This is a genomic window from Kribbella sp. NPDC104740 (assembly GCF_055583505.1).
In genome coordinates this window covers 1-17,721 of record NZ_JBVJNV010000006.1, presented here as the reverse complement: position 1 = coordinate 17,721, position 17,721 = coordinate 1, and the positions used below count along the sequence as shown (strand labels likewise).

The window sequence follows — 17,721 nt, the reverse complement described above, 5'->3', positions numbered from 1 at the left end:
GTACGGCGTGTGGTCTGCCTCGTAGCATCGGTGCCATGGTGAGCCTCGCGGACCTCGAAACCGATCCGCACCCGCTGCTCGCGGCCGTCCGGCCGGTGGGCTGGGTGGACGCGCTGGGCGGGTGGGTGGTGAGCAGCCGGGAGCTCGCGGTGCGGGTGCTGCGGGATCCTGCTGTGTTCACGGTCGACGATCCGAGGTTCTCGACGGCGCAGGTGGTGGGAGCGTCGATGCTGTCGCTGGACGGGGCGGCGCACTCGGCGCACCGGGCGCCTTTCGAGCACGCGTTCGGGCTGGCGGAGACTCGGTCGCGGTTCACCGAGCCTGTCTCGTCGACTGTTTCGGAGCTGATCTCGGCCATCGCTGCCGACGGCGCCGCGGATTTACGGCGTACTCTCGCCGGTCCGTTGTCGGTGGCCGTCGTGGCGTACTCGCTCGGGCTGCCACCGGCCTCGGCCGACACGGTGCTGGGCTGGTACGAGGCGATCTCGGACTCGGTGACGGGAGTCGCTGCCGGGCGGCCGGTGACCGCGGCGGGGGCCGAGGCGTTCGGGCGGCTGCACGCGCATGTTGCCTCGGGCATCGAATCCTCTGCGGACGCGTTGGTCGCGGAGGCCGCGGCTGCCGGGCTCGGGGTGGACGAGGTGGTGGCGAACGCGGCGGTGCTGATGTTCGGCGGAATCGAGACGACCGAGGGGATGATCACGAATTGCCTGTGGCACCTGCTGACGTCTCCGTCGCAGCTCCAACTCGTCCTCGCAGATCCCTCGCTGCTCGCCAATGCTCTCGAAGAGTCCTTGCGGTTGGAGCCCGCCGCCGCGGTAGTCGATCGCTACGCGACCGAGGACGTCTCACTGGCAGGCCAGTCCATCCGCCGAGGTGACCTCGTCACCGTCTCCCTCGCTGGAGCAGGTCGCGACCCTGCCGTCTTCGCCTTCCCCGACACCTTCGACGTACGGCGCCCGAACGCCCGCCGCCACCTGGCCTGGGCCAGCGGGCCGCACATCTGCCTCGGGATGCATCTGGCTCGCCTCGAAGCACTCACCGCCCTGCGAGCGGCCCTTGCGCTACCGGGGCTACGGCTCGCTCCATCCTCGCCTCCCCCACGCGGCCTCGTCTTCCGCAAACCATCGGCCGTCAAGGTGCACTGGGACGTCTAGTGCTCCTGGTGCCAGTACGACGCGGTCGCCGAGGTCTGCTTGCGGATCACGTCCGGCGCCGGCTCGGCGGGCCAGAGCTGCAGCAGGTACCGGTCGACGACCGGCTCGTCGTCGCAGACCACGTCGACCTCCTTGCCCTTGTCCATGTCGGTCGCGCAGTACCGCGCCCGGTAGCTGACGACGGGTAGCTCGGTCTTCACGAACGGCCCGGAGTCGAGCCCGTGCAGCGTCAGCGTCGTACCGGCGGGCTCGAAGGAGACCTCGACGATCTCCTCCCACCGGTCGTCGAGCTCCGGCTCGGCGTCCAGCCGCTCGACCCGCAGCCCGACCTCGCCGGTGTGCAGCCCGGTGGTGAGCAGCAACCGGCCCGGCTCGGCGGCACCGCACAGCCCGTTGACCTGACCCCGGCGCGAGTCGTCGAAGTCGGGCCAGTCCACCCCACCGGTCATCAGGTAGATCTGGCCGAAGGTCAGTCCCATCCGGCCGTCGAAGATCGTCGTCATGCCGCGACCCTAGGTCCGCCGGCGGATTTCGAGTGCAGGATCTGCACGAACGGGCAGATCAGCCCTGACGCCTGAGCACCATCAGGGACGCGCCGACCACCGGCGTCGGTTGCTCCGGGTCGGCCTCGGCGTCCCGCCGGAACTCCGCGAACCCGGCCTCGATCTCGTCCGCCGGCAGGTGCTCGAACGTCGACAGCGCGCGTGCGTTGATCCGCTCGTACAGGGTCTGGAGACTCCGCGGCCGCTCTGCCTCGATCACGCGCAGCTCGTCCTCGGGGATCAGTTGTGCTGCGACGGCCATGCGCCGGGTTTCCTCGACCGTCCGGTACATGGCCGCGTCGACGGCGCGCGCCGACGGGAAGTACCGGTACCAGAGCAGCTCCGGCATCCGATCGGCGAACTGGCTGCGCAGCAACACCACTCCCCCGGGCTTGAGCACCCGGTGCAACTCGTGCAACGCCTGCTGCTGATCTCCGAAGTGGTGAAAGGAAAGAAACAGCAACGCCACGTCGATCGCGCCGTCCGGCAGCGGGATCGCCTCAGCCGCCCCGTCGAGGTAGGTGACGTTGGGATGCTCCGGCGCCTGCTCCCGCATCCTCGCCGACGGCTCCACCCCGTACGCCGGCCCGCCGAACGTGTCCGCCAGCGCCGGCGTGAACCGCCCGATCCCGGACCCGAGATCCAGCACGGTCAGCGGCCTGTGCCGCGGCGCGACCTCGGCGTACGCCCGCATCCAGCCGTCGATCGTCTCCTGATCGACGGCGCGGCCCGCGGCGTACACCTTGTGCAGCCGCTCGTCGTAGTCGACCACGCTCTCAGTCCTTCCAGGCCTGGTGCCAGTACTTCGCCATCTCCGAGGTCTGCTGCACGATCACATCCGGCTCGGCCTTCCCGGGCCAGAACTGCAGCAGATACCGATCGAGCGGCGGCTCGTCGTCTCCCACGGTGTCGGCATCCGCCGCCGCATCCATCCCGCTCGCGCAGTACCGCACGCGATAGTCCCCACCCGGCAACTCGAGCAGATGCACCGCCTCCCCCGCCCACTCCACCAGCGCGACCTCGTCCTCCACCGGCCGGAACGAGACCTCCACGACTTCTTCCCAGCTGCTGTCCACCGGCGGTCGGTCGTCGTGCAGCTCGACGGTGAAGCTGGTGTGCCCGAAGTGCAGCCCGGTGGTCAGGAACAACGTCCCCGGCAGCGCCGCCCCGCAGAGCCCGTTGACCTGCCCGTGGTTGGACTCGGCGGGATCACTGGCGAACGTCCCACCCGACATCACGTACAGCTGGAAGTAGGAGACCCGCACCGGGCCGTCGTACAGGACCTTCATCCCCGAGACGCTAGACCATCCGGGGTCAGCACGACGGTCGCCCCGGAGTCCGCGGCCACCTGCACCAATCTGAGCGTGGCCAGCGCCGGGTGATCGTCGAGCACCTTCGCCGAGTTGGCCAGCGACCGCAACGCCGCGGCTTCACCCCGAGCCCGCTCCAGAGCAGCCCGCCCGCGCTGGCGTTCCAGCGCGGTCTCGGCCAGTGCGGTCCGGAGCTCACCCACCACCCCGAGATCCCGAACCGCGACCTCCAGCACGGTGATCCCGAGCTCGGTCGCCGCTGCTCTCAGGTTGCTGCTCGCCTGCCCGAGCGCTGCCGCAACAGCCGCGCGCCCTTCGGGCCGAAGCAACTCGTCCATCTCCCGGTGACCGATCGCGTCCCTGACCTCCAGCTGGAGCGCCACGTGCAGCAGGTCCTCCGGGTTCTCGGCCTTCTCCACGAACGCCCGGGCATCGGCGACCCTCCACCGGGCGACCGCCGTCACCCGGACGGTCACACCGTCGGCGGTGAAGATCTCCTGACCGGACACGGCCAGCTGCCGGATCCGCAGGTCGACGCGTTCACGCCGCGTCCGGCGGGCCTGGCGTACGGCGTACCGTCCGGGCTCGAGCTGGGACTCGAACACGCCGTCGCGGTACACCAGCACCTGCTCGTGCGCCTGCACGGTGATCTTCGCCATCGCCGCTCTCCGTCGTCCTCGCGTGGGCTGCCCCGGGACGCACCCCGATCTCCGGCGGAGGCTCCAGCTCGTCACGAGCAGCCGGGCCCGCAAAGCCGGCGACCGGGACCCGTGCGACCCCGGGACAAACCACTGATCCGCTCCACCCGCGGGGTGAAGACTGCAGAACCACCGCACCGGGTACGACACGCAGGACGACCCCGGAAACCTCCGGGCCCACTGCTGATCCGGCCGTGCCCGCCCAGTGTGGGGCCGACCGGGGGCCAACAGCAACCGAATTGGCTCGCGCTCCGGGTCCGCCGTACCTTGCCTCAGGCAATCAACTTCTCAGCCGAAGATGTCGTACGCCAGCCGCAGGATCAGCGCGCTGACCACGACCAGGAAGATCACCCGGACGAACTTGCTCCCCTTCGCGACCGCCGTCCGGGCACCCAGCAGTCCGCCGACCATGTTCGCGGCGCCCATCGTCAGCCCGAGCCCCCACAGCGGCGCGCCGTGCGCGGCGAACACGGCGATCGCGCCGAGGTTCGTGGCGACGTTCGCGATCTTCGCCTTCGCGCTCGCCTGCAGGAAGTTGTAGCCGAGCAGTCCGACCAGCGCGAAGATCAGGAACGACCCGGTCCCCGGCCCGACCGCGCCGTCGTAGAACCCGATCAGCAACCCGACCGCGCCGGCGGCGACGTAGTGGTTGCGCCCGTCCCACCGCAGCGCGGTCCGGGCGCCGAGCGACGGCTTCAGCGCGGTGTAGATCGCGACGCCGATCAGCAGCACCAGCACGATCGGCTTGAACCAGCTCATCGGGATCTTCGTCGCCACCAGCGCCCCCGCGGCCGCGCCGAGTCCGGCGAGGATCGTCAGCGGCAGCACGGTCCGCTTGTCCGGGCGCACCTTGACGCCGAACGTGACCGCGCTGGTCGCCGTACCGCAGAGCGAGGAGATCTTGTTGGTCGACAGGATCTGCGCCGGCGAGGCGTTCGGCAACCCGAGCAGCATCGCGGGCAGCTGGATCAGGCCGCCGCCCCCGACGACCGCATCGATCCACCCCGCCGAGAAGGCCGCGACCACCAGGAACACCACGGTCCACAGCGAAATGTCAGGCACAGCTCCCCATGATCAGGTAAGGACGTAGTACCGATAAACCCTTACCGGCCCCGACGTGACCGACCCCACTCGCGCGGTTCCCGTGCGACAGTCGGATCAGAGAGAGGGGTTGCCCACATGAGCTCATCGATCCTCCCGCCCGAAGACGAGCACCTGGCCACCGGCTGGGAACCCGACCTTCCCGCCGCCGACTCACTGGTCCGCCAGGCCGTCCTCGCCCACGCCTCCTGGGCGATCGCGGCCGCCCGCCGCGCCGGCCGCCCCTGGTACGACGACGCCACGTGGTCCGGCGGAATCCTCGGCGACCGCGGCCCGATCACCAACTGGATCATCCCGAAACAACCCGTCCCCGCCCAGGACGTCGTCACCGCCGTCGACCGCGAACTCCCCCGCGACGTCCCATACCTCTTCGTCAGCCCGTGGCCCACCCCCGACCTCACGCCGTACGGGCTTGCGCTGGCCGGCCACCCACCGCTGATGATGCACCTCCCCAACACCCCCACCACCCCACCGGCCACCACCCTCGACATCCGCCAGGTCACCACTCCCCAGGAGCTAGCCGACGCCGAACAGGTCCTCATCAACGGCTATCCCCTCCCCGAACTCCAGCCCTACCACTCCGGCGACCTCTACTCCCCCACGTTCCTCGCCGACGACACCACCGCCTGGGTCGCCTACGACGGCTCAACCCCCGTCGCCACCTCGGTAGCCCACCACGCCCACCACACAACGGTCGTCGAGAACGTAGCCGTCCTCCCCGACTCCCGAGGCCAAGGCGCCGGCGCCGCCGTCACCTGGGCCGCCACCACTCACCACCCCACCCACCCCGCCACCCTGATCGCCAGCGACGCGGGCCAGCCGATCTACCAGCGCCTCGACTACTACCGGTTGGAACGCTGGACGGTTTGGGTCCGCCCCTGACTCCCCACTCCGGCCCCACGGACCCAGCGCTCTCCCATCTCGGGCCCCCGCACCCAGCCGGCCCCGCATCCGCCCACCTCCACACCCACACATGTTGGGACGTTCACGGTGCGCCCCCCGAAGGGCAACTTCGGGGGTGTGGGACAACGCGCTCAACGGCTGGCGCGCCAGCGACCTAGCCGACACCAGCGCAGCCGAGCAGGTGAAGGCCGATCTCGACCTTCAGTTCGACGCTCACGGCCCCCACCCGGCTGCCGACGTGCAGCTGGCCGAACCCGCACAAACGGTGGAGTACCGCGAGCTAGGCGAACTCGACGCCTGGATCCGCGAAGGCGGCCAATTACTCGGCTGAGTCCGCGGCCGCGACGGCCAGGTCGCCTGGATGCCCGCCGGCGATCTTCGCCCCGTCGACCAGGAGAACCTATGAACGTGAGCTTCGGGATGAACTACTCGGCGGGCCCGGCGAGTGGCAGCGCTTCTACGAGAAAGATTTCCTTGAGCGGATCCGCGCCGCCCAAAACATGGATCGCACCGGCCCGGTCGGCGACCCCGCTGCCTGGGCCTTCGGGTATCAGCGCACCACCGCCGGCGATTGGCAGTGGATGGGCAGAAATTGCCACAGCCTGGCGTCCGCCGCCTAACGACGATGTGAAACGTCGGAGACCGCCAAACCGATACAGCGGTGGGGAGGGGTCGATGGGGACATGTCAGGTTGCGCAGCGCTTGATCGTGCTGCTGCGAATCGTCGAGTGCGCGCCAGCACCATACGGCGTCGGCCCAGCCGTCGACGACGCTGTACTCGATGCCTGGTTCGGCATCCGTTCCGGCATGCTGCCGATCGACCGGTATGGCGATGAGCAAATCGACGCAACTAGTTCAAGCGTGATTCCAACCGCTGGTCATCGGTTGGATGAGTACGGAAGTATCACCGCGTGAGCGACGATAGAGAGATGGCGGCTCAGCCTGCTGCCGACGGGGAGGGCAGTGCTCCGACCCAACTCAGTCACCGCGGCCGAATCTTTGCTGCGGTCTTTGGCGGAGGTGTCTCTGCCGTCGGCATCGCGGGAGTGTTCGTCCCCGAGACCAACAGCGGTGGCGCGCCTGTTCTGCTCGTCTTGGGATCGGTTTTGTTTACCTTGCGATCTCTGGCCAGAAGCTCGTTCGCCTGAAGATCGGAGACAACGAGGCTGAGCTCGTCGGCAGAGCATTCGCTGAGGTTGCCGAGTCGGTCCTGTCGAACTCGGAGGTGCCTGGGGCCATCAAAGGCGAGGTCGCCGAAGCACTGGAACAGGTCGTCCGGAACTTCCCGCAAAGGCACGCCGAGCTGTATCGGGCCCCTCAACGATCGGTTAGGCACAGGTCGGTACCACGCAGCCGTCGGCCGGGCTCTTCAACAGGTGTTCCCGGAAGAGTTCATCGGCGACTTGGCCATTGGCGAGTCGGACATCATGCTGTCGACGCAGGGCCGGCTGCTTGCCTCAGGCCGATGTTTAGCGGGCACGGCTCCTTCTCGAGGTCGGAGATCAACGACTTCGTTGTAAAAACATCTACCTTCGCGAGAGCTGCGGTCGGAGGGCTCGTCGTGGTGAACACCTTGCCGATCGGTCTAGGGTGGCAGCACGATGCGTGGCCGCCGCACACCGTCCTTCAAAGTGGCGACCTGCTATTCATGCTCGTTGTGTGGAGTGGCCCTTCCGACGATGACGATCTCCGCAACGCAGATGGCGCGCTGCTCGGCGACTCACCTGTAGACCCCAGCGGCAAGTAGGTCTCTGCCGTAACAGGCGCCGCGGCTCGAGAGGCTTACAGGTTCATGCTCGAAGGCTCCGACACACGTCTCTGGTGGGTCAGCCCCGTCGGCATCGTGCCCTACCTAATCCCGCTGCCGGCGGATCACTAGGCCTCGGTCCATTGGGCATCTGCCGCGCGTGCCGCTAGGCCCTGAACGCAGTGCTGGCCGAACCTGAGCCGTATCGATTCGCCGGGAGGATCATCAGGCCTTACCGATCAGCTAGGGCCCTAGCGCTGGATCGACGCCAGTTCTTGCCCTGCAGCTCGAACGTAAACTCCGCGGTCGCCAGCAACTTCTCGCGCAGCTCTGATTCGCCCATCGCGTCTTCCATCCACGGTGCGTCTGGGTGCTCCAGCGACACGTGGTAACTGCGATTGCCCACCCTCGCGGACTGTGGTTCGGCGCTGAGTTCCATGATCGGCCGAAACAGGAATTGCCCGACGTCGGTCACGTGGATCCGCACGTTGGAGATCGGGTGGGTCGACAAGTTGCAGACTTTGATCTTGAAGACGTGGTACCTGTCGTTGGACTTCACCATCGCACCTGAGATCTCGACCTTCTCGGCTTCGCTCCGCTGACTCTGGAGCGCTTCGTTTCGCGAGTCGGCCCATTCGTCGCGCTCAGCTCGGAACGTGCGCGCAGCGATCAGCACCGCAGCGATCGTGCCCAACCGCACCGACCCCACGTACCGAACGCTTCGATGACGTCTGGGCTCATCGAGCAACGGGCCTTGCCCAAGCATGCCGTTGTAGCGATGTCGATCCAGCCACCGGCGGCTGCGCCAATAATTAGGCCGCCTGAGCCTGCGGCGGCGAATGCCTGGTACTCGCTGAGGTTGCGAAGCCTGTCCGGCTGGTGAGGCTTCGGACCCTGCTTGGTCCTCTCTTGATAACCACAGGTCCTATCATCGCGGTACCACTGCTGGCGGCATGCCAGCGAGGCGCCCTCCAACGCTACTGTCGTTGGTTAGCCGGCACTCGCCAACTCGAGCGCGTGACCTCTAGGCCGCATCAGTCGGGGGGTGTGCCGATCCGCTATCTAACAGGCAATAGTCATCATCGACCATGGGAGCCGACAGCCCTGTCCTGGGCAGCTCGCAGATGATCCAAGCCGGGTCGGCAGCGACGTTGATCAAAGATGAGGGTTCCTGATGACAGGGGTCGCGTGCTAACCTACATAGGTAGCGATATATGTAGCTCATCACGGAGGTTGCGATGCTCGGTCCCAAGGTTCCGAGGCTGCGGCGCCGATCGAGCCAACCCTCCGCGCCCCAGATGATTGACCTAAAGACCTTGTCGTCTCCAGAACGAGCCGATTGGCGGGGAGAGCGTGATGCGGCCGTCAAGGAAGCGATTGCGGCGCTTGCAATGACTCCGCCGGCGGACTTGGAACCAGTCTGGTACGCAAACTCGGACTACGCAGACGCCGTCCTGTTCGGCGGCCGGAAACTGACGCTGTGGCGAAGAACGAGTCAGGCCCTCGCACTCCGTGTGATCGACGGCGCAGCAAGGATGCTGCCGTCGTCAGAGCGAGCTGAACTGCACGAGGAGCGGCTGGGAGAGCTCGCCGCGATCGCCGACAAAAGGCATGCCAAGGGGCCTCTGGAGGCCTTGGAGACCCTCCGCTATGCCCTGGGTCAACGCAGCACCGCCGTGTTCATCCGCGATACCCGCGGCCAGGGCTGGCGGCCGTCTGCTCTGACTTCTGAGAGTGTGCTCTACCTGGTCACAATGGGGCCCTTCGTGATACTGCCTCTTTGTATCCTCGGTGTGAGCATGATCGATCCCTCTGTGAATGGACCGTTCGTTGCGTGCCTCCTGCTGACCTTCGCTGTGGTGGCATGCCTGACCAGGCAACTCTTTCGTATAGCGCGACGCAGTGTCGCTCACGAAGTGGCCGTTGCTCATCGAGTGGATGGCAACTTTGAGTACGACCACCTGAAGAGCATCACCGGGTCGATCTCGCGCCTGCTAGGCGCCGCGGCGGTCTTCTCGGGCCTCCTGGTTGAGCTGGGCTATATCGGCGTGGTGAGAGGCCACGAGTCGCTCGCAAGTCTGGTGACCGGCAATGCGGGGCTGTTGTACGGCAGCAGTGAGACGGCGAACCTAATCGCCAACCTTGTCGCGCTGACAGGCTTCGGCGCGATCGCGATGTATACGCGAAGGCTTCACCGAGTCGTAGTAATGATGGGCGAAGTGAGACAGCTGTCCACGAGCGTCAGAAGAACCTGAGCTCATGGCACACGAAAGCTGTCCCGTCCATCGCAAGTCGATATATGTAGAGGAGCAGTGTTCATGAAGGTCACCAACGCACTTGAGAAGGTGCTTCGGATCCTCGCCAACGACCCTCAGGGCAAGCACTGGGGATACGACCTGATGCAGGCTGCTGGCTTGAAGAGTGGCACCCTCTACCCGATGCTTTCCCGGCTACAGGACGAGGGATACGTCACGTCGGAGTGGGAAGAACCCGCCGACGATCGCGGTGGACCCCGCCGGAAGTACTACCTCCTGACCGAGACCGGCGAGAAGTTTTGCCGAGTCACGTTGGGTGCCATCGATGCAAAGGCCGCGCTCAACGAGTTTGCTCGGCCGAGGGTCGACCCCGCCATGCGATGGCGTGACCAGACCTCCTAATCGTGCTGACGCAGGATGCTCGTTTAGGGTCAGCGCTCCGCCGTGCCGCCCTCGGTTCAGCGAGGCACGTCATTCGATGGAACTGTCGCGTACTGCGAGAGTTGCCGGCGGGCCGTCGTGCCGACGTTCAGGAGGAACTGCTGGCCGAATTGGAGGGCGTGGCTGCAGCCAACCCAACGAGCTGGCGCTCGATCCACGAGCCACTCTCGTTCGCCCATGGGCAGCGCAAAACCTGCAGGATCCAACGGGATGTCGCCAATGCGCGTCTAGGCAGCCACCCGGCGAGAAGCTATCAACGCTCGTCTCTGGGGATGACCGCAGCGACCATCATCCTCGCTCCGATATACGTCGCCACAGCAGGCACGATCGCGGTATGGTTCGCGATGGCTCTCGTAGTCGCCGGTCTGGGACTGCACGTTCCTAACGCTGGTCTCGCGGCGGACCACACGCTCTTCGTGGCTGAAGATCACTCGCTCAGTACAGCGGTGGCTTTCGCTTACGCGATGATTGCGTCTCCCGCCGCCATCCTCAGCGCCCTCCTAGGGCGCTGGGTGCTGTCAGCCGCACGCAGGGCTGCTGTCGCGCGACCACCGTTTATCAACAAGACATACCTCGCCGCGGCCCTATCGCAGTGGATGTATTCAGCATTAGCGGGTTTGGTTCTCCTCCGCACACTCGCTGCGGCTACAGCAGCTGTTCGAGATGGCTCCGGCATGAGCGGGTTGCTCTTCGACTACGGCCTGAAACGATGGGTGCCCCTGGCCGGCTGCTTTCTCATCGCAGCTCTCTACGCCTGGACGGTTCGCCGCGATGTCGCGCTCGTAAAAATCTACAGGCTGCCGGTGCCAGCCAAGCAAACAACGAAATGAGGGTTCGCGCAGTCTGAACTTGGCTCGGGATAGGTGGCTAGCTAGCTCGCGAGGATCTAGCCGCGGTGCATGCTACCTACCTAAGTCATTGTTGTTACTCCGAATCGGGTGGCGTCGGTAAGACGACCACCACTGTGTTGATCGCCATTAGTGCCGCCGCACGGGCTTTAGGACGCTGCTGATTGACCTTGACCCCCTCGCCACGCCGTCACCAAGTGGGTCAACGTCTCCCCAAGGAAACTGACCTCGATGTGGCGTGATCTCTGCGGATGTGGACCCGCGCGGCTGGGCGGGTCAGCTCGCCGTTCTGTCCGACCCCGAGAAGCGGCATCCGAACCTCGACCTACTGCCAGCCAACAGCGGCCAGCGCGAGCTGGATGCCAGCAACGTCGCCCAACTCGCCGTATCGCTCGACAAAGCGGAGCCGTACCGGATCGTGATCGTCGACTTCCCGGTAGGCCCGGCGGCTTCCTGATCTTGAACGCAGCCAAGCAAAGTGCTGACAGGTAGGTAGCGTAGAGAGCGGCTCTCCTGCTCGCGGAGGGCATCTTCTGATGACCAGGCTCTCAGGATCTCACTGTTGCAGAAATGATGGCCACGACCAGAGTCGCTGCGCTCGTGACGACGAGCGCCCTACGTGGCCAGCCGGTTTGGTGGTTTCGCGTGGCGGCAGCTGCTTGCAGTGACTCAAGTTTCTCGACGCGCCACCGCGCGGCCCCGCAGCTGCTTTGGTGAAGCCGTGACTCTCCCCTGGATGAATGCCTGGTCCTCCGATGCAGTGTGGCGGAAGATGCCGCCGCACGGGGGTGAATGCGTTAGCTAGATTCTGTTCCGTATCGGCGCGTTGTCGTGAGCATCCGGTCGATAGCCGCCGCCCGCGAGGCGATCGCCGCCGAGCTCGTGCGAGGCACTTCGCCGAGCTCGGAAGGCGGGGTGGAGAGAGGCCTTTCCCGGTCCTCTGGCTCCGGTCCTCGTCCGCGAATGACTGCGCGGTTCATTATTAGACAGATGACCGCGCTGAGGGGCGCCGTCATCAGGGCACGCGTTGTCACGATCAGGACCAGGGCGGGCCGGTCAACCGCCTCTACTCGGGGTAGAAGCTTGGAGGAAGCGAAGTTTCTTGCCACGCCGCTGCGCGGCTTCGCTGCAGTTGTCGTCATTGCTTAGACCCCTGATGCGTAGCCCGAATGCAAGCTTCCGCGGGCTCATTGGCGGATCTGGTACCCGTCACCCAGAGTGGAGGCTTCACGCACCCGGCGTGCCGCCAGCGCGGTGGGCTCGACCTCTAAGCGGCGATCATGGCGGGTGACAGCATTGCGCTGAGCCTCGACGCGGGCAGGAGACACCCCCGCAGCCCAGCAGGTCGGCGACCTGGCGCTGTAGGACCTCGTCACGACGATGCCGCGGCTCCAGGAAGAGGGCTTCAGGGACATCGACGGGCGCTGCCTGCTTGTCGTTGACGAGTTCTCCGCCCTCGGCGGTTCAGGACTACTGAACTGCTATGCCTGCGCTTGCAGCGCCGGCGTGATCACCGTTCTGGCGATCCAGTCGACCGCCGACTTCCGCGCGCTCTCCGACGAGTTCGAGCGTCGGTGCGGATCAACGGTGTTGGTTCTTACCGGCAGACGAACGAGGACGCCGACGAGTGAGCGCGGGCGATCGGCACTGTCCAGGGTTACCAGGAGTCGCTGAGGTCATCGGGACGCGGACGCGCTGGGCACGACCACCGCACCTGCGGGGTCGGCAGCCTGCGGGTGGTGGACAAGTTCATCATCCACCCGAACGAGCTGAAGAACCTCGGACAGGGCGAAGCGGTGATCCTGGCCGGATGGCCTCAGGCCACCGAGCGCGGCGGCCAGGCCGCCCGGACTCCAGGGCTGCCACCAGTGCCGCCGCCGGTGCGGCTGCCACGGGCGCCGGTGGCAGCCACTCCCCCCGCCGCAGGTCGTCGAAGCAGACCGCGACGAGCAGTGAATCTACGGGCCAAGGAGTAGGCGAACAGCAGCGACCGGGGTGGCCGAGCCGCAGAGCGGACGGCACCCCGGTCGGGTGGAGGGAGGCGTTGTTCTCCAGGATCAACGCCTCTTGATGAGGGTGTGGGCCAGCGCGAGGGTGCCGCCGAAGGCTCCTCCGCCGAATAGGACAGCGGCAGCCCAATGACTGCCACTCAGGTAGGACAGGATGCCGGCGAGAAGGCCGACGATCAGCGCGAGCAGCAACAGGACCATCAGCCGCAGGTCGATGGCGCCGTTGTCCTCGCCGTTGTTCCCGTTCCCGCTGCCGTCAGATCCGGCAGGGGTGTTGGGGGTGGTGGTGTTTGCCACGAGGACCTCCTAGAAGAGCAACTACCTATGTAGAGTAGCAGGATTATGCCTACATATCAAATGCCCTCGGAGCCGCAGCGACAGATCAGTCCTCGGTCGCCCAGGACAACGTCGCGACCTTGCGGACCTCGGCGATCTCGCACCGCATCCGCCATGGCAACGCGACCGCGAGCGCCATGGCGACGGTCATCGAGATGTTCGCGATGAGCGACATCGAGTGGTCCGGGTAGATCGCGGTGGGCCCGAAGAAGTAGTCCAGTGCGGAGGCGTCCCCGCGAGCCGCGAGGAGCCCGAGTGTGCACTCGATCAAGACGGCGAAGCCGAAGGTGGCGGTGTAGGTGGCCACCTGCAGCAAGGTGGCAACCCGGAGGACGGTGGCGTAGATGCCCTTGGAGCCGGCGATGCCGCGGGCGAGTTCCAGGGAGACGTCCCAGCACACCGCCGCGCCGATCAGGCCCACACCGGCGGCGATGACGTAGCTGCGATCTCCGTTCCCGGAGAAGATGCTGACCGCGAAGCCGGCGCCAGCGATCATGAAGAAGACCAGTGCGGGGAGCAGGAGAAGCGCCCCGATGGAGCCCACGAAGTCCGCGCGGCCCATTCGCTGCCCGAGTGCGACATCGTGGCGGATCTGACAATCCTTGCGCGTGCCTCTGGCGAAGCTGACGCGAGCCCGCACCGCTTTCGGGCCCCGGGGGTTGGCCAGGCCGATGTACCAGAGCTCGTGCAGCCACTCCTGTCGAGCTTCTACCCGCTTCTCCTTCGGGAGCAGCCGACAGCCGAACCACACGATGAGGACCGCAATGCGGTGGGCGGCAGAAGCCGCGAACGAAACTCCCGGCGGACCTGGCGAAACGCGCCGGTGTGGATCCTGGTGGCCCGCCATCTCACCCTCCCGCAGCAGATACCTGACATTGCGGCTACTTATGTAGACCATACAGGAGTATGGCGGGCTCTTTGACGTCGGTGGCAGTACCACTTAGCAAGTGGTACTGAGGCGGGTCACAGCGTACTGATGTGGGTGAGGAACATGATCCGTCAGTCTGCTCCTCGTACCGTAGTTGCCCGCCTGCCTACGTGCCCGCAGCCACATCGGACGATGATGTCGCTACTGGGCGCGTTGTGAGGAGGGACGTCTGCCAAGTCGCGGTGAAGGTGTACGGGTTGGAGCAGAGGAGTGCATCGCGTCCCGCCAGAGGGCCGCCACGTCAGTGTCGGTGCTCACGACACCCGCCCTGCCGGCGCCCCCAAGATCCTGTGGACCGCCGCGAGCCGCGCGGCTGGCGAACCCCGGCTGGTTCACGCCGCTCCCGATGCGGTGAACGACCTGACTGAATTCGGCGAACAGCTACGAACGGCGCACGGTTGCGGCAGCTGACACCACACTGCCACCGAAGTGGTCGGCGCACTCGGGCGGGGATCCGCGCGACCGCCGACTCACCGACCGATCCCGTTGACGCAAGTCTCGTCGATCCTGACGCTGCTCAGCTACTGCACACACCGGACAGCTGCCAGCCTGCTCACGTCGGGTGCGGCGTGGTTGACGAGACTGGCAATCACCGGGCCCTGGCGTCGTAGTTCCGCCCCCGCCCGCGGTCTCGGGCTGCACCCTCGAACGGCAGTAGCTACAAGCTCCCGGCCGAGAGGTGGTTGCAGGGCGGCGAGCCACTGTCTCCACTCGTCGTCGTAGATTCTCCGGAATCGAAATCTGCGGCAACTTGGTGGCGCGATGGTGAACTGGGTGCAGCCGAGGTTGCGACTTGGGCGTGGGCTAGGTGGCGAGTTCGGCACGGGTCGGGGTGGCCAGTTGAGCTGTGGACGGACACCGACTCGGTGGCGCGGTGGTGAATTTGGGCGCCGGCCAGGTCGCGAGCTGAGCACGGGATCAGGTGGATCCGGGCGCGGGTCATATCGCGACTCGCACGTGGGGTGGCAGTTGGCACGGGCGAGAGCGCGACCTGGCGTGGATCAGGTAGTGAGTCGCGCGTGGATGGCGTCGAGCGGTTCGGCGGGGTCTGGGGTCCAGTCGGTGAGCGGCCGGTCCCCCTCGTGGCGTGGGATCAGGTGGAAGTGGAGGTGGAAGACTTCCTGGCCTGCCTCGGGGCCGTTGGCTTGGAGGAGGCTGACGGCGGGAGCTGGGAGGCGGGACTGGAGGAGTTGGGTGGTGTGGTGGAGGGCGGACGCCACCGCGGTGACGGCTTCGGGGGCGTTGGGGGCTGACAGGTCTGGGACGTGGAGGCGAGGGACGACGAGGGCGTGGCCCGGGCGGAGGGGGTGGATGTCGAGGAAGGCGACTGCGGTGGCGTCCTGGTGGAGGAAGCGGGCGGGGAGGGTGCCTTGGGTGATGGCGCAGAAGGTGCAGTTGTCGTTCATGGGTCGCCTCTTGGATGTGCGGAAGCCCCCCGCCGGGATGGCGAGGGGCTTCGGCGGAACAGCGGTTGACTAGCTGCGGACGGCGGCGACCAGGTGGGCGACGACCTCGGCGACCGGGACGTCGGTGCGGTTGCCGGAGCGGCGGTCCTTGACCTCGATGGTGCCTTCGGCGAGGCCCTTGCCGACGACGGCGATGGTGGGGACGCCGAGCAGTTCTGCGTCCTTGAACTTGACGCCGGGGCTGACCTTCTCGCGGTCGTCGTAGAGGACGGTGAGGCCCTGCGCCTCGAGCTCGGTGGCGATCTCGGCGGCCTTGGTGAAGACCTCGGCGTCTTTGCCGGTGGCGACCAGGTGGACGTCGGCGGGCGCGATCTCGCGGGGCCAGACCAGGCCGAGGTCGTCGTGGTTGCCTTCGGCGATCGCGGCGACGGCGCGGGTGACGCCGACGCCGTACGAGCCCATGGTGACCGTGACGAGCTTGCCGTTCTGGTCGAGGACCTTGAGGTCGAGCGCCTCGGCGTACTTCTGGCCGAGCTGGAAGATGTGGCCCATCTCGATACCGCGGGCGGTCGACAGCGCACCGGAGCCGTCCGGCGCGTCGTCGCCGTCGCGGACCTCGGCGGCCTGGATCGTGCCGTCGGCGGTGAAGTCGCGGCCGTGCACCAGGTTGATCACGTGGTACCCGGACTTGTCCGCACCCGTCACCCAGGCCGTGCCCTCGCCGACCCGCGGGTCGAGCAGGTACCGGATGCCGGACGCGTTCTCCTTGCCGAGCACGCCCGGACCGATGTACCCCTTGGCCAGCGCGGGGTTCTTCACGAAGTCGGCGTCCTCGAACGCGACCACCTCGGCCGGCTCGACCTGCGCGCCGAGGCGCTTCTCGTCGATCGCCCGGTCACCCGGTACGCCGATCGCCAGCGGCTCGCGCGTCCCGTCGGGGTGCACCAGCATCACCAGGACGTTCTTCAGTGTGTCGGCGGCCGTCCACTCGCGGCCGTCGGTGCGCGCGTGCTTCGCGTTCAGCGCGTCGACCAGCGTCTCGATGGTCGGCGTGTCCGGGGTGTCGACCACCTCGGACGCGGGCACGCCGGCGAAGTCGACCGGCGCGGCCTGCGGCACGACGACGGCCTCGACGTTGGCGGCGTACCCGCCCGGGGAACGCACGAAGGTGTCCTCGCCGTTCTCCGCGATCGCCAGGAACTCCTCCGACGCCGAGCCGCCCATCGCACCGGACATCGCCTGCACGATCACGTAGTCGAAGCCGAGCCGGTCGAAGATCGCGATGTAGGCCTTGCGGTGCAGCTCGTACGACGCCTGCAGGCCGGCCTGGTCGATGTCGAAGGAGTAGCTGTCCTTCATCACGAACTCACGCCCGCGCAGCACGCCGGCCCGCGGCCGCGCCTCGTCGCGGTACTTGTTCTGGATCTGGTAGATCGACAGCGGCAGGTCCTTGTACGACGAGTAGAGGTCCTTCACCACCAGGGTGAACATCTCCTCGTGGGTCGGCCCGAGCAGCATGTCGGCGCCCTTGCGGTCCTTCAGCCGGAACAGGTTCGGCCCGTACTCGGTCCAGCGGCCGGTCGCCTCGTAGGGCTCGCGGGGCAGCAGCGCCGGGAAGACCAGCTCCTGGGCACCGATCGCGTTCATCTCGTCGCGGACGATCTTCTCGACGTTGCGCAGCACCCGCAGGCCGAGCGGCAGCCAGGTGTAGATCCCGGGCGCGGTCCGGCGGATGTAGCCGGCGCGGACGAGCAGCTTGTGGCTCGGGACCTCCGCGTCCGCCGGGTCCTCGCGAAGGGTGCGGAGGAACAACGACGACATACGCAGAATCACGGGAATCTCCAGGCAAGAACCAGTAGGACAGAAACTTCGGACACCAAGGAGGATATCCGTCTCCGGGATTCCGTCCGACCAGTTATCCCCAACCCCACCACCAGCACCCGCCGTGGGGGGGGGGGGGGGGGGGGGGGGGGGGGGGGGGGGGGGGGGGGGGGGGGGGGGGGGGGGGGGGGGGGGGGGGGGGGGGGGGGGGGGGGGGGG

18 protein-coding genes are annotated in these 17,721 nt (G+C 66.9%); 8 read left to right on the top strand and 10 right to left on the bottom strand.

Features of this window, described 5'->3' with window-relative positions; all coding sequences use genetic code 11:
• Positions 1 to 35 precede the first annotated feature (35 nt).
• Positions 36 to 1,157, top strand: a complete 1,122-nt coding sequence (locus ACZ6Z4_RS28195) for a cytochrome P450 (RefSeq protein ID WP_465570244.1) — start codon at positions 36 to 38, stop codon at positions 1,155 to 1,157.
• On the opposite strand, the gene ACZ6Z4_RS28190 is transcribed toward ACZ6Z4_RS28195, so the two are convergent.
• From ACZ6Z4_RS28190 to ACZ6Z4_RS28170, 5 genes are all read right to left on the bottom strand, one after another.
• Positions 1,154 to 1,660, bottom strand: a complete 507-nt coding sequence (locus ACZ6Z4_RS28190) for a hypothetical protein (protein ID WP_363677856.1) — start codon at positions 1,658 to 1,660, stop codon at positions 1,154 to 1,156. The genes ACZ6Z4_RS28195 and ACZ6Z4_RS28190 overlap by 4 nt on opposite strands.
• A 58-nt stretch (positions 1,661 to 1,718) precedes the next feature.
• Positions 1,719 to 2,471 carry a class I SAM-dependent methyltransferase gene (locus tag ACZ6Z4_RS28185; protein ID WP_465570241.1) on the bottom strand — a complete coding sequence of 251 codons (753 nt, stop codon included), beginning with the start codon at positions 2,469 to 2,471 and terminating at the stop codon, positions 1,719 to 1,721.
• A 4-nt stretch (positions 2,472 to 2,475) separates the two neighbouring features.
• On the bottom strand, positions 2,476 to 2,988 hold the full coding sequence (locus ACZ6Z4_RS28180) for a hypothetical protein (RefSeq protein WP_465570239.1): 513 nt from the start codon (positions 2,986 to 2,988) through the stop codon (positions 2,476 to 2,478).
• Positions 2,985 to 3,668 (bottom strand): slipin family protein, encoded by a 684-nt coding sequence (locus ACZ6Z4_RS28175; protein WP_465570237.1) that lies wholly within the window; start codon positions 3,666 to 3,668, stop codon positions 2,985 to 2,987. Before ACZ6Z4_RS28175 ends, ACZ6Z4_RS28180 begins: the two co-directional genes overlap by 4 nt.
• 327 nt (positions 3,669 to 3,995) lie before the next feature.
• The gene (locus ACZ6Z4_RS28170) at positions 3,996 to 4,769 is read right to left on the bottom strand and encodes a sulfite exporter TauE/SafE family protein (RefSeq protein ID WP_363677849.1); all 774 of its coding nucleotides are present in this window, start codon (positions 4,767 to 4,769) and stop codon (positions 3,996 to 3,998) included.
• 117 nt (positions 4,770 to 4,886) lie between these two features.
• Between ACZ6Z4_RS28170 and ACZ6Z4_RS28165 the strand changes: the two genes are divergently transcribed.
• From ACZ6Z4_RS28165 to ACZ6Z4_RS28155, 3 genes are all read left to right on the top strand, one after another.
• Complete coding sequence (locus tag ACZ6Z4_RS28165) at positions 4,887 to 5,690, top strand: GNAT family N-acetyltransferase (protein WP_465570235.1); 804 nt, start codon at positions 4,887 to 4,889, stop codon at positions 5,688 to 5,690.
• Between the two features lie 136 nt (positions 5,691 to 5,826).
• Positions 5,827 to 6,042, top strand: coding sequence for a hypothetical protein (locus ACZ6Z4_RS28160; RefSeq protein WP_465570234.1), 216 nt, complete (start codon positions 5,827 to 5,829; stop codon positions 6,040 to 6,042).
• Between the two features lie 371 nt (positions 6,043 to 6,413).
• On the top strand, positions 6,414 to 6,626 hold the full coding sequence (locus ACZ6Z4_RS28155; protein WP_465570232.1) for a hypothetical protein: 213 nt from the start codon (positions 6,414 to 6,416) through the stop codon (positions 6,624 to 6,626).
• 1,064 nt (positions 6,627 to 7,690) lie between these two features.
• Here the strand turns inward: ACZ6Z4_RS28155 and ACZ6Z4_RS28150 are convergent.
• Complete coding sequence (locus ACZ6Z4_RS28150) at positions 7,691 to 8,134, bottom strand: hypothetical protein (RefSeq protein WP_465570230.1); 444 nt, start codon at positions 8,132 to 8,134, stop codon at positions 7,691 to 7,693.
• A gap of 562 nt (positions 8,135 to 8,696) precedes the next feature.
• Between ACZ6Z4_RS28150 and ACZ6Z4_RS28145 the strand changes: the two genes are divergently transcribed.
• The 4 genes from ACZ6Z4_RS28145 to ACZ6Z4_RS28130 all read left to right on the top strand — a co-directional run bounded on the left by ACZ6Z4_RS28145 (position 8,697) and on the right by ACZ6Z4_RS28130 (position 11,459).
• Positions 8,697 to 9,713 carry a hypothetical protein gene (locus ACZ6Z4_RS28145; RefSeq protein WP_465570228.1) on the top strand — a complete coding sequence of 339 codons (1,017 nt, stop codon included), beginning with the start codon at positions 8,697 to 8,699 and terminating at the stop codon, positions 9,711 to 9,713.
• A 63-nt stretch (positions 9,714 to 9,776) separates the two neighbouring features.
• Positions 9,777 to 10,115, top strand: coding sequence for a PadR family transcriptional regulator (locus tag ACZ6Z4_RS28140; RefSeq protein WP_465570225.1), 339 nt, complete (start codon positions 9,777 to 9,779; stop codon positions 10,113 to 10,115).
• 311 nt (positions 10,116 to 10,426) lie between these two features.
• Positions 10,427 to 10,984 (top strand): hypothetical protein, encoded by a 558-nt coding sequence (locus ACZ6Z4_RS28135; protein WP_465570223.1) that lies wholly within the window; start codon positions 10,427 to 10,429, stop codon positions 10,982 to 10,984.
• Between the two features lie 256 nt (positions 10,985 to 11,240).
• A complete protein-coding gene (locus ACZ6Z4_RS28130) occupies positions 11,241 to 11,459 on the top strand; it encodes a hypothetical protein (protein WP_465570221.1) in 219 nt (72 codons plus the stop codon).
• Positions 11,460 to 13,059: 1,600 nt separating this feature from the next.
• Here the strand turns inward: ACZ6Z4_RS28130 and ACZ6Z4_RS28125 are convergent.
• From ACZ6Z4_RS28125 to ACZ6Z4_RS28110, 4 genes are all read right to left on the bottom strand, one after another.
• Complete coding sequence (locus ACZ6Z4_RS28125; RefSeq protein WP_465570218.1) at positions 13,060 to 13,308, bottom strand: hypothetical protein; 249 nt, start codon at positions 13,306 to 13,308, stop codon at positions 13,060 to 13,062.
• Positions 13,309 to 13,393: 85 nt separating this feature from the next.
• The gene (locus ACZ6Z4_RS28120) at positions 13,394 to 14,194 is read right to left on the bottom strand and encodes a hypothetical protein (protein ID WP_465570216.1); all 801 of its coding nucleotides are present in this window, start codon (positions 14,192 to 14,194) and stop codon (positions 13,394 to 13,396) included.
• A 1,082-nt stretch (positions 14,195 to 15,276) separates the two neighbouring features.
• Complete coding sequence (locus ACZ6Z4_RS28115; protein WP_465570214.1) at positions 15,277 to 15,681, bottom strand: HIT family protein; 405 nt, start codon at positions 15,679 to 15,681, stop codon at positions 15,277 to 15,279.
• 69 nt (positions 15,682 to 15,750) lie between these two features.
• Positions 15,751 to 17,514 (bottom strand): proline--tRNA ligase, encoded by a 1,764-nt coding sequence (locus tag ACZ6Z4_RS28110; protein WP_465570212.1) that lies wholly within the window; start codon positions 17,512 to 17,514, stop codon positions 15,751 to 15,753.
• Between the last annotated feature and the right edge of the window lie 207 nt (positions 17,515 to 17,721).

Bases quoted from the DNA above. Each gene is read 5' to 3' on its own strand.
- ACZ6Z4_RS28145 (WP_465570228.1), top strand. From the start codon at position 8,697: ATGCTCGGTCCCAAGGTTCCGAGGCTGCGGCGCCGATCGAGCCAACCC.
- ACZ6Z4_RS28175 (WP_465570237.1), bottom strand. From the start codon at position 3,668: ATGGCGAAGATCACCGTGCAGGCGCACGAGCAGGTGCTGGTGTACCGC.
- ACZ6Z4_RS28180 (WP_465570239.1), bottom strand. From the start codon at position 2,988: ATGAAGGTCCTGTACGACGGCCCGGTGCGGGTCTCCTACTTCCAGCTG.
- ACZ6Z4_RS28165 (WP_465570235.1), top strand. From the start codon at position 4,887: ATGAGCTCATCGATCCTCCCGCCCGAAGACGAGCACCTGGCCACCGGC.
- ACZ6Z4_RS28135 (WP_465570223.1), top strand. From the start codon at position 10,427: ATGACCGCAGCGACCATCATCCTCGCTCCGATATACGTCGCCACAGCA.
- ACZ6Z4_RS28115 (WP_465570214.1), bottom strand. From the start codon at position 15,681: ATGAACGACAACTGCACCTTCTGCGCCATCACCCAAGGCACCCTCCCC.
- ACZ6Z4_RS28120 (WP_465570216.1), bottom strand. From the start codon at position 14,194: ATGGCGGGCCACCAGGATCCACACCGGCGCGTTTCGCCAGGTCCGCCG.
- ACZ6Z4_RS28195 (WP_465570244.1), top strand. From the start codon at position 36: ATGGTGAGCCTCGCGGACCTCGAAACCGATCCGCACCCGCTGCTCGCG.
- ACZ6Z4_RS28140 (WP_465570225.1), top strand. From the start codon at position 9,777: ATGAAGGTCACCAACGCACTTGAGAAGGTGCTTCGGATCCTCGCCAAC.
- ACZ6Z4_RS28190 (WP_363677856.1), bottom strand. From the start codon at position 1,660: ATGACGACGATCTTCGACGGCCGGATGGGACTGACCTTCGGCCAGATC.